17 protein-coding genes are annotated in these 15,232 nt (G+C 65.8%); 12 read left to right on the plus strand and 5 right to left on the minus strand.

Translation table 11 applies throughout. From position 1 onward, the window contains the following. Nucleotides 1–8 precede the first annotated feature (8 nt). Nucleotides 9–458, minus strand: coding sequence for a hypothetical protein (locus Tam10B_RS12965; RefSeq protein WP_143248595.1), 450 nt, complete (start codon nt 456–458; stop codon nt 9–11). Between the two features lie 11 nt (nt 459–469). Here Tam10B_RS12965 and Tam10B_RS07610 point away from each other — a divergent pair, with 11 nt between their 5' ends. The 8 genes from Tam10B_RS07610 to Tam10B_RS07640 all read left to right on the plus strand — a co-directional run bounded on the left by Tam10B_RS07610 (nt 470) and on the right by Tam10B_RS07640 (nt 8,899). Next, the gene (locus tag Tam10B_RS07610; protein WP_093960651.1) at nt 470–1,060 is read left to right on the plus strand and encodes a ParA family protein; all 591 of its coding nucleotides are present in this window, start codon (nt 470–472) and stop codon (nt 1,058–1,060) included. After that, complete coding sequence (locus tag Tam10B_RS13250; protein WP_158214160.1) at nt 1,057–1,224, plus strand: hypothetical protein; 168 nt, start codon at nt 1,057–1,059, stop codon at nt 1,222–1,224. Before Tam10B_RS07610 ends, Tam10B_RS13250 begins: the two co-directional genes overlap by 4 nt. Then, a complete protein-coding gene (locus tag Tam10B_RS07615; RefSeq protein ID WP_093960652.1) occupies nt 1,221–1,475 on the plus strand; it encodes a hypothetical protein in 255 nt (84 codons plus the stop codon). The genes Tam10B_RS13250 and Tam10B_RS07615 overlap by 4 nt, the downstream gene beginning before the upstream one ends. 84 nt (nt 1,476–1,559) lie before the next feature. Beyond that, complete coding sequence (locus Tam10B_RS07620) at nt 1,560–1,997, plus strand: hypothetical protein (protein WP_093960653.1); 438 nt, start codon at nt 1,560–1,562, stop codon at nt 1,995–1,997. A gap of 264 nt (nt 1,998–2,261) precedes the next feature. Further along, nucleotides 2,262–4,052: an LPXTG cell wall anchor domain-containing protein gene (locus tag Tam10B_RS07625; protein WP_158214161.1), complete on the plus strand. Its 1,791-nt coding sequence runs from the start codon at nt 2,262–2,264 to the stop codon at nt 4,050–4,052. A 293-nt stretch (nt 4,053–4,345) separates the two neighbouring features. Then, nucleotides 4,346–5,875, plus strand: a complete 1,530-nt coding sequence (locus Tam10B_RS07630; protein ID WP_093960655.1) for a SpaA isopeptide-forming pilin-related protein — start codon at nt 4,346–4,348, stop codon at nt 5,873–5,875. A gap of 82 nt (nt 5,876–5,957) precedes the next feature. Continuing rightward, nucleotides 5,958–6,914, plus strand: a complete 957-nt coding sequence (locus Tam10B_RS07635) for a class C sortase (protein ID WP_158214162.1) — start codon at nt 5,958–5,960, stop codon at nt 6,912–6,914. Next, nucleotides 6,911–8,899 carry a hypothetical protein gene (locus Tam10B_RS07640; RefSeq protein ID WP_143248597.1) on the plus strand — a complete coding sequence of 663 codons (1,989 nt, stop codon included), beginning with the start codon at nt 6,911–6,913 and terminating at the stop codon, nt 8,897–8,899. Before Tam10B_RS07635 ends, Tam10B_RS07640 begins: the two co-directional genes overlap by 4 nt. A 103-nt stretch (nt 8,900–9,002) precedes the next feature. On the opposite strand, the gene Tam10B_RS07645 is transcribed toward Tam10B_RS07640, so the two are convergent. The 4 genes from Tam10B_RS07645 to Tam10B_RS07655 form a co-directional block, all read right to left on the minus strand. Beyond that, nucleotides 9,003–9,245, minus strand: a complete 243-nt coding sequence (locus Tam10B_RS07645) for a hypothetical protein (RefSeq protein WP_093960658.1) — start codon at nt 9,243–9,245, stop codon at nt 9,003–9,005. An 87-nt stretch (nt 9,246–9,332) separates the two neighbouring features. Continuing rightward, entirely contained in the window at nt 9,333–9,482 is a 150-nt protein-coding gene (locus Tam10B_RS13255; RefSeq protein ID WP_158214163.1) for a hypothetical protein, read from the minus strand. Between the two features lie 170 nt (nt 9,483–9,652). Then, nucleotides 9,653–9,931: a hypothetical protein gene (locus tag Tam10B_RS07650; RefSeq protein ID WP_143248598.1), complete on the minus strand. Its 279-nt coding sequence runs from the start codon at nt 9,929–9,931 to the stop codon at nt 9,653–9,655. 74 nt (nt 9,932–10,005) lie between these two features. Next, nucleotides 10,006–11,022 carry a hypothetical protein gene (locus tag Tam10B_RS07655; RefSeq protein WP_093960660.1) on the minus strand — a complete coding sequence of 339 codons (1,017 nt, stop codon included), beginning with the start codon at nt 11,020–11,022 and terminating at the stop codon, nt 10,006–10,008. A 303-nt stretch (nt 11,023–11,325) separates the two neighbouring features. Here Tam10B_RS07655 and Tam10B_RS07660 point away from each other — a divergent pair, with 303 nt between their 5' ends. From Tam10B_RS07660 to Tam10B_RS07675, 4 genes are all read left to right on the plus strand, one after another. Beyond that, entirely contained in the window at nt 11,326–11,550 is a 225-nt protein-coding gene (locus tag Tam10B_RS07660; RefSeq protein ID WP_233133654.1) for a hypothetical protein, read from the plus strand. 13 nt (nt 11,551–11,563) lie between these two features. Next, on the plus strand, nt 11,564–12,409 hold the full coding sequence (locus Tam10B_RS07665; protein WP_093960661.1) for a type IV secretion system protein: 846 nt from the start codon (nt 11,564–11,566) through the stop codon (nt 12,407–12,409). Nucleotides 12,410–12,421: 12 nt separating this feature from the next. Further along, nucleotides 12,422–12,769: a PrgI family protein gene (locus Tam10B_RS07670; RefSeq protein WP_093960662.1), complete on the plus strand. Its 348-nt coding sequence runs from the start codon at nt 12,422–12,424 to the stop codon at nt 12,767–12,769. Between the two features lie 85 nt (nt 12,770–12,854). Continuing rightward, entirely contained in the window at nt 12,855–15,164 is a 2,310-nt protein-coding gene (locus tag Tam10B_RS07675; protein ID WP_408606644.1) for a VirB4-like conjugal transfer ATPase, CD1110 family, read from the plus strand. Nucleotides 15,165–15,232: the final 68 nt, after the last annotated feature.

The following is a 15,232-nucleotide window of genomic DNA, read 5'->3' on the forward strand; positions in this document are numbered from 1 at the left end:
TTGTTTCTTCAGGTGTTCGACGGTGATCTGCATGTCGATGGGCCGGTGCCGTTGGCCCGGGTGTCGTCCCGCGGCGAGGCCGAGCCTCCGGCCGGAGGCTGGCCCCTGCTGGCTCGCGAGTCCGCTCCGGTGGCGTCGGCCGCCGTGCGCGCGTTGGAGGGCCGGTACGGGCTGGCGGACGGGGCTCGTCCCGCGTCCCCGGGCCCGTGGTCGCTGGTGCTGGACTGCGCGTCCTCGTCGTCGGGGCTGATGCTGATGGAGGTCGGCTTCTCGCTGCGTCCGGTGAGCATGCGGGGCCTGCGGGTGCGTTCGGGCCGTGCGGCCGACGTGGTCTGGGCGTTGGACTCGTTTCTGCGCCGGCTGGCGTCGACGTGACGGTATGGCGGTGTGGCGGTATCGGGTTCCTCCGGTACGTGCCGTCGTCGGTATTTGGTTTTTGGATTTTTCTGGTTTTTCAAGGAGTTTGATCATGATCGTGACTATCGCTAACGCGAAGGGCGGGGTGGCGAAGACCACCAGCGCGATGTTTCTGGCCGCGGCGTACGCGCGCCGGTTCGAGGGTTCGGCGCCGGTGGTGCTGGACGCGGACCCGCAGTCGTCGGCGAGTCTGTGGCGGGATCTCGCCGAGGATGCGGGCGAGCCGTTGGGCTTCGATGTGTCGCCGGCGAATCTGAGCACGCTGGGCCGGCTCAGCCGCGTGGGCGCGGATTCGTTCGTGGCGGTGGACGCGCCGCCGCAGGGTCGTCTGCTGGAGACGGCCATCGGGGTGGCGGATTTCGTGGTGGTGCCCTCGTCGGACAGTCCGCTGGATCTGCAGCAGGCGTGGGCGACGCTCGAGGCGGTGCCGCGTCATCGGCCGGCGGCCCTGCTGCTGGTGCGTGTGGAGCCGGGCACGACGGCGTATGCGAGGACGCTGTCCGCGCTCGGGGACGCGGCCACGCCACGGTTCGACGCGGTGGTTCGCAAGCGGCAGGATCTCAAACGGTGCATGGGTCTGCGCCCGGGCAAGCTGTGGGAGTACGGGCAGGTGCTCGACGAGCTGCTGGAGGTGCTGCGATGATCCGGTTGCTGGCGCTTGTCGTTCTGGTGTTCGTTGTCCTGCTGGCCGTGACATCGGCCGGCCTGTTGTGCGCGATGTGCGCGGATGTGCCGGCCTCGGGACGTATGGCGCTCATGCTGCTGGTCCCGTCGTTCGTGCTGCTGGCGGGGTGGGTGATCGCATGAAGGATCTCGCGTTCCGTCCATCGAGGCCGCGCGCCGTGTCCGAGGCGCCGTTGGATAACGTGTTCGCCGCCGATACCGCTCCAGTCCGTTCCGGTTCGTCAGCGACCGGGGATGACGGTTGGACGAAGACGAGCGTGGCGATGCGCAGGTCGACGCGCCGGCGGGTGAAGCTGTGGGCGCTGGAGCATGACATGAGCATGCAGGAGGTCGTCGACCTGGCGTTGGAGGAGTATCTGGCCTCTAGGCCGTGACCCCGTGCCGGCCGGTGCCGTACGGTGTCGGCCGGGTTCTCGTTGGTTTTCGTTGTGTAGTCCTGTTTTGGAAGGGAGTTCGTTATGAGTAGTGGAGTCAGGGAGCTGTCGATGTCGGATCTGTCGTATCTGCAGTCGTTGCCCGCGGTGAAGCGTGTGAGCGTGACCGGGGGCCGGTTGCGGATCACGTATGAGGAGGGGTTCCGTCGCATGGTGGCAAGACGATATCGGGCCGGGGATTCTCCGGCCAGGATCTTCCGTGAGGCGGGGCTGGATTCCGCTCTGATCGGCTACAAGCGCATCGAACGGTGCATCGCGCGCTGGCGTGATTTGCCCGATGAAGACGTTCCACCCGCGCCTCCGGTGCCGGCCGAGGCTGTGGTCTGGACGCCGTCCCGGCCTCGCGTCAAGGGCGTGGAGGGCCGTGCGACAGTTCGGACGCTGGCGCGTCGTGTCACTGCGCTGGAGGCCAGATTGGCGGCGGTGGAGGCGGGCCTGTCCGATTCCACGGATATCGGTTAGCGGGTTCCCGGTGGGGGCCGTGCGGGTTCGCACGGCCCTTTTTTCGTATCGTTCCGGGGGTATGGCGGTATTGCGGTAGGCCGGTTTTTCAGGCTGGGTTTTCTTTTTCGTTCCAAACTCTTCCCGTGGTTTTCGCGGTTCCATGGTGCATGGCCCCTTCGGGGGTCCGCTTCTTTCCTGTTCCGATGTCGAGACGGACCGGTCAGACCGGTCCGCCTCCGGTGGAGGGCGGGGACGTATGGATTTTGGATGAGAGGGAAGCTCATGGATCTTCGTTGCGGCGTGAGGGCGTGTGCCGCCGGTGTCGCGTTGGCGGCGCTGCTGGCTCCGGTGGGGGCCGGGGCCGCGGAGGGTTCGACGGCTGGTCAGTGGCTGTCGGTGCGCACGTCCGATGGTTCGTCGGAGGGGATTGATGGTCGTGGTCTGCTGGTGGGGGATGCCGGCGAGTACGAGGCGTTGCTGGATCTGTCGGGTATGTCTCCGACGTGGCGTGCGGGAGTGGTGCTCGCGTTCGATGCGCGGCATCTGGTCGTGGATGCCTCGACGGTGAGGGTGTCGGATGGTTCGGGACGGGATGTGACCGATGGTTTCAACGTGCAGGTGTCGGATGGTCGCGTGTACGTGTTTGCCCGGCTGGTGGACACGACGATGGAGGACGGGACCGTGGTGCCGGCCGGCGCGCAGCCGTCGGATCTGGCCGCGTATGCGGCGTTGGATGGCTCCTCGCATGATCCGTCGCACGATCCGGGCGTGGACCGGTCGCTGGCCGGAGGTTCGTATCGGGTTCGTGTGCCGTGGCGGGTGACGGGCGTTACGGGGAATGGTTCCACGGCTCGAGCGTCGATGACCAGGATCGTGGACGCGGATCGCGGCGACGGGAACGCCGTGTCGAATCCGTTGGCGCGTGTGGAGCCGGATCGTGACGCGGTCATGACGGTCGGCGGGGATTCCGTGGACGGCATGTCGGTGTGGAGGGATTCGTCGTTCCTGTATCGGATGGATTCGGGCGTACTGTCCGCGGATCGTGCGACGTCCGTCTCGTCGTGGCGCGTGGACTCGAATGTGGATCCGGGCGTGGACCGGCTGACCGGCCGGTGGGCGGTGTATGCGGCCCGTGACCTGTATGGCATGGATGGTTCCATGCTGGCGGCCAAGGGATCCCGGATCGGCGGCGACGGCATGGACTCGTCACGCTTCGGCGGCGACCTGTTCACCGCGAGTGTGGATCCGGGGTCCGGGACGACGCGAGTGGAGGCCACGGACCTGTACCGGCGGCTCGTGAATGCGAATCCGGGTCGGGAGGCCGCCTGGCGCGCCTACGCGCAGGCCACACGGATCGCGGTCTCCGACAGGGTGGACTGGCGGTTCACCGCGACGCTCAACGGACAGTCGACGCGCAGCGCGTCGGCGTGGACCCGTACTCCCGACGCGACGCCCACGCTGCGTGTGGAGTCCTGGGACGCGCGCAGCGGTCGCGAGTCCGGGGACCGGGATTCCTCGACGGATGCTCTGACGGGCGTGAAGGACGGGGAGCGGATCGTGTTCACGGTCACGAACACGAGTTCGGACGCGTGGTTCCGCGCCTCGGACCTACATTTCTCGGATCGGGCGGTCGTCGGCGACGGCGCGGTCACGGGGCTTGAGCACCCGTCCGGCTGGGATTCGCTGCTGCTGGCTCCGGGTCAGAGCGTGGACGTGACGGGCCGGCTGCAGGGGTTCACCCAGGGGCGTCATACCGGCAGGACGACGGTGTCGGCGCGCCCCCTGACCGAGTGTCCGTCCGACGGGGACATGGCCGGTCGGGTCGAGGCGGGCGGTCGATCGTTGTGTCTGGACACGACGGTGACGTCCGCGTCCGATGACTGGTCCGGGATGCGTGCCGGCGGGCGGACGACCAGGCTCGCGGCGACCGGGGCCGCGATCGTCAACATGGTCGCCGCGATGGCCACGGCCACGGCCGGCGGCGTGCTGTTCCTCCTGTACCGGCATGGCAAACGGCTGGAATCCCCGCCCGGTCACGGCCGGGAACCGGAGCCGCATGACGGAGACCGGTAGACGAAGCCTCCCCGGAGTCGTCTTCCCCGGCTTCGGGGCACCCGGGCCGTCGGATCTCTTCCTCCCGGCGGCCGTTCATTCTTCCCGCGCCACCAGGCGCGGGCGCAGGGGCGGGCCGGCAGCGGCGGCGTGACACGCACGCTGGCCCTCCCCGTCCACCACGACCCGATCAGGAAAGGAGCCTATCCACACCGATCATCATCCCGCCGTCCCCGATGGGGCGGCATCCACGCATATGCAACAACGACAAGCGGGCAGGCCGTGTGGTCTTCCCGAGGAAAGAGGAAATCATCATGAGCAACAACCTTCGCCGTATCGTGGCCCCGACCGTCGCGGCCTTCGTCGCCGCCGCCGCTCTCGGCACCGGCGTTCTCTCGGCCAACGCTGCCGATGGCGGTCAGGCCGCGGCCGCGAACGCGACCATCACCCTGAGCGCGGCGTCCGGCGATCTGGTCGGCCACACGTTCGACGTGTACCGCGTCGGCTCCTACACGAACTACGGCAACTGGAACAACGACGCGGACGGCAAGATCGACTCCACCGACGTCGTCAACGCCAATCAGGCCGCCACCGACTGGCTCAAGGCCGCCGGCATCAAGGCCGATCAGGCCACCGGCCACGACGAGGCCGGCACGATCGCCGCCGGCAACGCGCAGGCCGCCCGCAGCGCGGCCGCAGCCCTCGCCGCGGTCAAGAACAAGCCGCAGGCCGTCAAGTCCGGCATCGCCGTCGCCGCGGATGCGAAGGACAAGACCACCCTGACCATCGGCGGTCTCGAGGAGGGCTACTACCTCGTCGTCGATTCCGACGGTCTGCCCCTGCTCGTCGGCACCAAGATCGGCGGCCATGATCTCGACACGCAGACGCTCGGCGTCGCCGTGGTCAAGTCCACCATCCTGTCCGTCTCCAAGGACGGTGCGGGCGACTCCACGATCGGCGCGACCGTGAGCTACACGGTCAGCTTCAAGGTCCCGGACAAGAACTCCAACCCGAAGAGCCTGTCCTACGAGGACGTGGCCACCAACCTGTCCGTCAACCAGGACTCCATCAAGGTCAAGGTCGGCGACGGAGCGGCCGCCGCCCCCGCCCAGGGCACCCTGACCATGAAGGACGCCAACGCCGGCTTCACTTACAACGCGACCGGTCTGCTGACGGATGCCAACTACGGCAAGCAGGTGACCATCACCTACACCGCGGTCGTCCTCGGCGAGGATCCGTCCAACACGGGTACCGTGCACGCCAACCTCGACGGCACCGACCACACCGGCACCACGCCCGAGGGTCCCGTCACCCTCGCCAACTTCGACTTCAAGATCCATAAGACCAACAACGATGGCACGGTCGCGCTGAAGAACGCCGGCTTCACCATCAAGGCCTCGGACGGCAAGTACATGAAGTTCGCCCAGGGCAAGTGGACCAAGGTCGACGCGAAGGACGACCAGGCCGCCGTCGCCGCCGGCGCGGAGACCAAGACCAACGACCAGGGCTTCCTCAGCTTCGCCGGTCTGGGCGATGGCACCTACACCGTCACCGAGTCCACCGTGCCGGACGGCTATCTGAAGACCCCGGCCCAGTTCACCATCAAGATCGACAACAAGGCGCACACGGGCGTCGTCACCGGTACCGGCGCGAACAACGGGCTGACCCCGAACGTGACCATCAAGGACGGCGGCCAGGTCGAGGTCCACAACCTCAACAGCATCACCCAGCTGCCGCAGACCGGCGCCGCTGGCGTGTACGTGCTCGCGGGCACCGCCGCGCTCCTCGCCCTCGCGGGCGGCGCGACCTACGCCCTCAAGCGCAAGCAGCAGCCGGCCGCCTGACATGCGCGCCCTCCCGCCCGACACGGCCCGAGAGGGACATGACGAACGGGAAAGACAACGCATGGACCACCGGGAGGGACGAATGGACGACTTCTACGAGATCATCCATCCGTCCCTCTCGCGCATCGAGCGCCGCCGTGAGCGACGCCGGCGGGTCCGTGACCGGATCCTCACCGCCGCGACCGCGCTCCTGTTCGCCGCCGCCACGCTTGTCGTCGGCATTCCGGCCGCGCAGAGCGTGGGGTTCGCCGCCGACCAAAGCCAGACGACGCAACGGCTCTCCGACGCCATGGACGCCATGGACTCCGCGCGTCGCACCCGCATGCTTACGGCCGCCGACGCGTACAACCGGCGTCTCGCCCGGACCGGCCAGCCGATCATCGGCGAGGCGGCGGACCCGTTCAGCGGCAAGGCCACCGGGGATTTCACCGGGAGTGATGATCCCGACTACGAGCGGACCCTCGACACCGGTCGGGGGGTCATGGGGTCGATCAGCATCCCGAAGATCGGCGTTGACCTGACCATTCGTCATGGCAGCGGCGCGCAGGCGCTGGAGACCGGGATCGGTCATCTGCACGGCACCAGCCTGCCCGTGGGAGGCCCGTCCACGCATGCGGCGTTGACCGGTCATCGCGGTCTGCCCAACGCGGAGCTGTTCACCCGGTTGGACGAGATCCGGTTGGGAGACCCGTTCTATCTGCACGTGCTCGGCACGACGCTTGCCTACCGGGTGACCGATATCCGGGTCGTCGACCCGGACCAGGTCGACAGTCTGAAGATCGTCCCGGGCAAGGATCTGGTCACCTTGGTCACGTGCACCCCGTACGGCGTGAACACGCAACGGCTCCTCGTCACCGGCGAACGCGCCCGGATCGGTGTTCAGGTGCCGGCCGAGGCGGATGCGCCCGGCGACGCGCGGCCGCTGCTCGCGGCCGGGGTCGGCCTGCCCCTGATCGTCGGCCTGCCGCTGGCCCGCCGTGCCAGCCGGCGTGAGACGCCGCAGCATCATTCCACCAGAAAGGAAAGCAGCACATCATGAGAACAATGTTTTGGAAACGGCCTGCAGCGGCCCTGGCCGGCATCGCATGCCTCGCCATGCCGTTGGCCGGCCTGATGGCGGTTCCGGCCGTCCAGGCGGCGGACGCCTCCTGTTCGGGCTACGACCGTCCCGCCGGCAGCGACACCGACATCAACGTCAAGCTGCCCGTGTGCGATACAAGTCTGCCCGTCACCGTCGCTCCCCAGGGCGGGACCATCGCCGGCCAGATCCACGGCAAATACACCAACTTCGAGTTCGACACACAGTCCATCGGCATGGACACCGTCAAGTTCGACGCCAACTGGACCCACGGCAACAGCGGCATGGTCGACGGCGCCATCGAACAGCAGATCCCCACCAAGATCGGCGCCTCGTTCACCGTTCCCGATCTGGGCACGTGGATCGCCGGCAACGGCCTGCCCCAGACCGTGAGCGCGAAGTTCACCGTCACCGAATGGAACGGCGGCTCCGTCCGCTGGTACCATCTGGGCGGCGACAACAACCCGGTGTACGAGAAGGGCCTGACGTTCGCCGCCGACGCCGGCATCAAGCTCCTGCAATGCGCGAACGGACAGCCCACGGGCTGCGGTACGGGATATTCGAAGGACTCCCCCCAGCCCGCGTACGACGCCGCCAAGCGCAACGGCCTGACCCTTCAGGTCGACTTCCTCGACCAGAACGGCCAGCCGATCCAGGTGTCCGGATACACGGCGTTCGAGAATCTGGACGGTGACCGGTACGGCCTCTGGTGGGGCGGCGACCCCGACAATCTGAAGTGGGACCCCTACCTGCACGTGGGTATCGAGCCCCTGCAGGGCTTCGACCAGCTGATCCTGCCCTCGACCGGCACGTCGACCGGCGATCTGACCCGGTTCGGGCGCAACGGCATCGCCGGCGACAAGACGTTCGCCTACACGTACGACGCGAACTTCCCGAGGCCGAACAATCCCAACGACCTGTATGATCACAGGGACACCACCAACGATCAGGCCCTGGCCGAGTCCAGTCAGGCGTCCCACCGGTTCGCCGCCCTGTTCGACGCCACGAGCCTGACCTTCAGCTACACGAGCGGCCAGGAGGGTGCGATGACCATCGGTTCCGACGCGGTCGAGAAGGACAGCTCCCATCAGGTGTCGTGGACTGCGGTCGATCAGAACGGCAACACGCTGCCCGGGCTGACGAACCAGACCAGCGGGTTCACCACCGCCGCCGGCAAGGATCTGGACGCGACCAAGGTCGTCTACGGCACCCAGTGGAAGCTGGCCACGCCGAAGGCCCCCGAGGGGTACACGCTCGAGAAGGTCACCGGCGACGCGACGTCCAGCAGCACGCAGGATCCGAATACGGTCGCGTCCGGCACCATGGGCGCGCGCAACCAGGCCGTCGTCCTGCATTACCGGGCCGCGTCCAGCCGCATCACCTTCCAGCCCGGTGATCCCAAGGTCACCGGCAGCATCAAGCCTCTAGACGGGTACGTCGGCGACCAGGCCACCCTGCCCGACGCGACCGGCTACACGTGGGACCACCACACGTTCACCGGGTGGAAGGATCCGGACGGCGGCGACCACAAGGCCGGCGACAAGATCGACTACCCCAAGGGAGGCCTCACCCTCACCGCCCAATGGCGCACGTGGACCTACACCGTCCGCTATGAGAAGGGCGCGGATGATGCGACCGGCAGCATGGGCGACCAGGCCATGACGTTCGACCAGTCCGCCAGGCTCACCGCCAACGGGTTCAAACGATCCGGATGGCGATTCACCGGCTGGAAGGACCAGAACGGCAAGACCTACCAGGACGCGCAGGAGGCCACCAACCTCGCCTCCAATGACGGCGAGACCGTCACCCTGACCGCCCAATGGGCACGAACCGGCACCAGCACCCTGCCCTCCACCGGAGCGGCCACGGGACTGGGCGTCCTGCTCACGGCCGGTCTGCTCACGGCCGGCGGCATGATCGCACGCCGCATGCGCCGAGTCCGGTAGTCGACGCACCACATGACGGGTTCATCCCCTCACCGGTTTCACGGGGAGGAGGATGAACCCGTTTTCCATGTCCGGGAGGCGTCCATGTCCTCTTCTAGAGGTCCTATGAGGCAAGGAACTCCGCCACCGCCTTCAGGATCTCGCCGATCCGGTTGATGAGCCTGATCCGGCTCGATACCCTGCTGTGACGTGCGCGCGTATGCCGTCCGCATCGACGTGAGTGACGGCCGTGACGGCCGGCGTCACGCAGCAGGATGCCCAGAGACCACAGCGGCAGACTCCAGCACAGATCAGTGATATGGATGGTGTGGAACGCGCCGATCACGGCGCCTACAAAATCGGCCATACTTGTCGGCTATGCGCCTAGAACATGCGATGTGGCGTGATCTTCATCACAGTTCCAGTTCGCCGCCGGTCGTGGCGGACTGGCCTTTCAGTGGTGTCGGTCGCTCTGGAATGCCGCGACGGTCATGGCCATGAGAACTGCCACGGCCTGCCAGCCGCTGGTCTGCTGCGCCAACGGCACGCCGCAGACGGCGATGAGCGTGACGAGCGCCAGGTTTCGATTGTGCTCGGGTCGCATGCGCGGCTCCTTTCTCCTATGCCGTCGGCCCCGTATGGCCGGTGGCATGGCGAACGTTACGCCGGGCCGAGCATGCGCCCAAATCGCCTTTGTTTACAAGGTGCGCATGGCCTTGAGGGTCTATCAATCGGCGGCATGCCGCTCTTCAAGACCCTCGCTGGCCGGAAAGGTCACCTCTTCCCGATGACCATGGTCTCCGTGGATTCCTCGGGTGTTATTCCGTAGTAGGCGTTGTAGGCGGCTTCGGCCTCGTCCCGGCCGCCGAGGCCGATCTCGTATCGGATCTCAGCCTCGAGGAAGTGACGGAAGTCATCGTCGATCTCCGTATTCTTGCCGAGTTCTAGGTCCATGATCCGTTGGACGGCGTCCGGCCTGCCGAGGAACGGCTTCCAGCGTTTCCTCGATCGTTCGCCGATCCGGACGATGGGGTGTCGCCGTTCGTCGTTCATGTCTCCGTGATCGGGGCGGAGGGGGATATGGCCGGCCCTGCCGTGGTCTTCTCCATCCTCCCCTGTTTCTCCTGTCATTCTCGTTCGGCCTCCCGGGTGATGAGGTCGTCGATGGCCTTGTCGGTCGCGTTGGGCGTGGTGCGTGCGAGGTCCGCTCCCATCGCGTTCAGCAGCATGGTGGCCCGCCCGGCGTTTGCCAGCTGGGAAAGCTGTTTTCCCTTCCGGATGGAGGGGATGGCGCCGAATGTATCGGGCGTGGGTGGCAGGTAGCAGGTTCTCGTTCTGATCGGCTTGCCGGGTTCCACGAGTGTATGCCCGTATTGGCTTTTCAGCATGTTCCTGGTCTTGTCAGGCAGTCCGGTGCCGTCGGGCATGAACAGGATCACGAGGCTGAGGTCGCCGAACTTGAACTGCGCCGAGTGACGGCAGGGGATGTCGAGCGGCTCGTCCTTCCCGCCGTCGCCGAACATGGCGGTGATCGAGGTGAGGATGTCGATGTCGCGGTCGCGTGTCATGGGGAATCTGGGGGTGGCGTAGCGTCCTGCGAGGATGAGTATCCTGTCGTCCGGGTGGTCCATGTCGAGATGTCGTATCCAGTCGAGGCGGGGGTTGATGGTCCCGTCGCCGGGTTCGGGGAATTCGGCGCCGAGGAACGACCGGACCTGCGGTCCTTCGCTCATCAGGTGCAGCGCGTTCCAGACGTATTTCGTCAGCGTCTTCTGCAAGAGGACGTAGTCGTGGCATATCGTCGTCGTGTCGGCGGTGCGGTCCTTGCATTGTCTGGTTCCGTTCGGGATGTTGGCCCGCGGGTTGGCGATGTGACGGGCGAGCATGTCCTTCATGTAGTCGTCCAGGTATGAGCTGGCGGTGTTGCATTGCCGTCCGATCGTGACGGTCGGGTCGCCCGAGTAGGTGAGTATGGTGTTCGGCTGCCTGCCGGTCCGGGTGTAGTCGAGGGTCGTTCGGCTGTTCGGATAGAGGTCGAGCACGGCCTTAGAGATCACGTGTTCCTGTGACCGATGTTCGTTCGTGCTGTGGCAGTACGGGCATTCCCATTGGTTTTCCTGCGGCTTCTTCGTCTTTTCTGTCATGGTGTGTTCCTTTCTATCGGCGTCCTTGTCGTCGTGTCCGTTCCATCGTATGTTGGTTTGCCTGTTTCGGTCGGCCGGTGTTCGGGTTTTTCGGTGTTGCGGTATCGGGGTATCGCGGTGTGGGGGTTGGGTTTCGTGTTCCAAACTCGGTTGTGGGTTTTCGGGGTTGGATGGATGGTGGCGGCCGCGTGTGTGGTCGTTGAGTCCAGTGAAAGGAAGTGGTTTATGTTCGGTTTTGGTCCCAGTGAGGCGGATCTGCTGTCGGGTGCGCTGCCGCAGGCGGCCGCTCCCGCGAATGCGCCGGTGGTGCTGGCCGCGGCGGATGGCAACCAGCTCACGTCGAATGTGTTGGATCTGTTCGTCACGGCCGCCACGCTTGGCGGCGGCGCGTGGACGGTGTGGGGCGCGATCACGTTCGCGGCCGGTCTGAAGGATCAGAACGGCCCGCAGACGCAGTCGGGCCTGTGGCAGGCCGTGGGCGGCATCGTGATCCTGGCCGCGGCGCAGCTGTTCAAGGCCCTGGCCTGACGGGCGGCCGCGCATGGAGGATTGGCTCATTGGCCTGTTGAACACCATCGGCAATGGTGTGTCGCAGGATATGGTGTCTCGGCTGCTGCAGACGCCGGCCGATTTCAACCATGACTTGTATGACCTGTCCCTGCGCGTGGCGGATACCGCCGTGAAGCCGATGGCGAGCATCGTGCTCGCCATCGTGTTTTCGATGGAGCTGGCGCGCGTGTCCACGAAGGTGGACGCTGATCGTGAGCTGGGCATGAAGATGGTCGCGGCGGCGATGCTGAGGATCGCGATCGTGTTCACTCTGGCGCAGAACAGCGAGCTGCTGTTGAAGGCGGTCGACGAGATCGGCTCATCGATGATGTCGGGGTTCACGTCGGCGGCGCCCACGGAGGGTGCGACGAGCACGATGGGCCTGGGCGACGCGATGGCGGATCAGATCAAGGATGCGGGTTGGGCCGGTCAGGCGGCGTGCATGGTGCTGCTGATCATTCCGTTCGTGGTGTCGCAGGCCGCGTCGATCGTGTTCACGGTCGTGATCCTGCTGCGGTTCGTGCAGTTGTACATGATGACGGCGTTCAATCCGCTGCCGGTCGCGTTCTGCGCGCATGAGGAGACGAAGGCGTGGGGCATCGGCTATTTCAAGCAGTACGCGGTACTGGTTTTCCAGTGCGCGACCCTGTATCTCGCGGTGATCGTGTATCGCGTGTTCGTGAAGAACGTGCTGACGATGGACGGGTTCAAGGAGGGCGACAGTCTGCCGGGGTGGATCATCTCGAATTTCGGGAATCTGCTGTTGGCGTCGGTGTTGCTGATCGGCATCGTGATGGTCGCGAACGGCGTGGCCAAGAAGCTGTTCGGCGGCGAGTGAGAGGAGTGTGTCATGGCGTTGCAGATGCCGGTGTACAGGGAGATCAGCGCGATCGAGTCGAAGGTGTTCCTGGGATTGTCGTGGCGTCAGCTGTTGGCGGCGTGCGCTCTGGCGGTGGTGTGCGGCGGCTCGTATCTGCTGTTGTGGATCGTGGCCGGCCTGCCGTCGGATCTGTGTATGTATCTGATCTTCCCGCCGGGCATTCCGATCGCGATGTGGGGGTGGTGGCGTCCCCGTGGTCTGATGCCCGAGCGGTACGCGCGTTACCTGTGGAGGCATTACGCGCATCGGAACGTGTATTTGCTGGATGGTCCGTCGCGCCGGTTCGTCACGCCGGCCCGGCCGTCGTTGAAGGAGTAGTGGAGTGTTCGAGTTTCTTGGGAGGAAGGGTGATGCCGCGGCAGCGCGCGGGAAGGCGCGTGAGCGGGCGCGGTCGAGCGGGAGGATGCCCGCGAGCGTGAAGACGCTGATCGGGTTCGATTCGATGCTGCGCAACGGGATCGCGTTCCTGGGCGATGACCGGTGGAGCGCGTCGATGGCGTTCACGGATATCAACTACCAGTTGGCGCCGGAGCGGCATCAGATGGAGATCATCGATCATTGGGCCAAGATGCTGTCGGGGTTCGAGGGCGGTCAGGACATCCAGATCGGCTTGTACACGAGGACGCGTGGCATCGATGACGTGCTGTCGGATGTGCGGATGGAGGATCGTGGCGACGGCCTGGATCGGTGGCGTCGCGACTACAACGATCTGGTGGGCTCGAAGCTGGAGACGGCGTCGAGGAACACGGAGACGGTCAAGATCCTGACGTTGACGATCGAGGAGCATGATCGTGACGCGGCGGTGACCACGCTCAACGGCCTGTGCAATTCGGTCGCCGCGCAGCTGAACGCGATCGACGGGTGCCGGGCGACCCGGCTGAGCCGTGAGCAGCGTCTGGCGCTGATGTCGGAGATCCTGCGTCCGGGTGAGGATTTCACGTTCAACGAGCGTACGTTCCATCATCTGCAGGGTCGGCCGGACATCAAGGATCTGGTGTGTCCGTGGATGATCGACGCGTCGAGGGCGTCGACGCTGCGCGTGGAGTCCCTGGATTCGGGGTTCTGGCATCGGACGCTGTGGATCTCGGGCCTGCCGCCGGAACTGTCGGACCAGCTGATCAACGAGCTGACGGGGTTGCGTGCGCGGGTGAACGTGAGCGTGCATCTGGCGCCGTATGATCGCGGCGATTCGCTGACGATGGTGCGTCGCAAGGGCGCGGAGATCAAGATGCAGGTGATGGAGACGCGCCGACAGAACCGTCGTCAGGGCCTGGACCCGGATGATCTGCCGGATGATCTGGCCGACCAGCAGACGCAGATCGGTGATCTGCGTGACGAGCTGCGTCGCACGAACCAGCGTCTGACGAACGCGATGATCGTGATCGGCGTGAGCGCGGACAGCGAGGAGGCGCTGGAGCATGCGGTCAGTCAGGTGCGCACGCGCGTCAACGCGCAGTCGTGCAAGGCGGAGTCGCTGTCGTTCATGCAGATCGAGGGTCTGGTCGCGGAGCTGCCGTTGGGCAACAATCCGCTGCCGATGAAGCGGACGCTGACGACGAATTCGGCGTCGATCCTGATCCCGTTCACCACGCAGGAGGTGTATGAGCCGTCGGGCATCTTCTACGGGACGAACACGAAGACGGGCAATCCGATCGTGGCGGACCGGCGCGCGCATATGAACTCGAACGGTTTCATCCTGGGCACGTCGGGCGGCGGCAAGTCGTTCAGTGTCAAACAGGAGATCGGTTCGATGTTCCTCAACCGTGACGACGACGTGATCATCATCGATCCGGAGCGCGAGTATCTGGCCCTGTGCGAGGCGTTCGGCGGGCAGATCGTGGAGATCAGCGCGGGCGGCCATCAGTGCATCAACCCGTTGGACATCGTGCTGGACGAGACCGGCGACGTGGATCCGATGAAGACGAAGACGAACAATCTGGTGTCGATGATCGGTTCGCTGGTCGGCGGCAACACGGGTCTGACCGCGGTGGAGAAGAGTCTGGTGGACCGGTCGGCGTTGGGTCTGTACGTGCGCTGGCGTGATTCGGGGTCGTCGTTGCAGCCGACGCTGGGGGATCTTCGCGACGCCCTGGAGGCGACGGGCGAGGATGCGGGCCATCTGCTGGCGGTGAGTCTGGACGCGTACACGTCGGGTTCGCTCTCGGGGTTCTCGGGGCAGACGAACGTGGACATGACCAACCGCATGACAGTGTTCGACGTGAGCGCGCTGACGGGCGAGCTGCGTACGTTCGGCATGATGGTGATCATCGACCAGGTGTGGAATCGCGTGCTGAGGAACCGTGCGGCGGGCCGTCGCACGTGGCTGTATGTGGACGAGTTCCACCGGTTTTTCTCGAACGGGTACGCGTCGGCCCAGTTCCTGGACATCTACAAGCGCGCCCGCAAGTACGGTCTGGGCGTGACGGGCATCACGCAGAACATCGAGGAGCTGCTGATGGACGACGGGGCGAGGCTGATGCTGTCGAACTCCGATTTCCTGATGCTGCTGACGCAGAACGCGTCGGACGCGGACGAGCTGTGCTCGCTGCTGAAGCTCTCGGAGGAGCAGCGCTCGTATTTCACGAACGTGATGCCGGGTCAGGGTCTGATGAAGATCGGTCCCGCGTATGTGCCGTTCGACGGTCGTATCCGTGACGACAGTCTGCTGTACGGCCTGTACACGACGAGCTTCGACGACAGGGAGTCCAGGTGAGCGGCGCGCGCACCGCGTCCCCGCCGGCCCCGGCCGGCGCCCGTCCCTCCGCCGGCGCCGGCGCGACC

The organism is Bifidobacterium vansinderenii, assembly GCF_002234915.1.
Classification (GTDB): domain Bacteria; phylum Actinomycetota; class Actinomycetes; order Actinomycetales; family Bifidobacteriaceae; genus Galliscardovia; species Galliscardovia vansinderenii.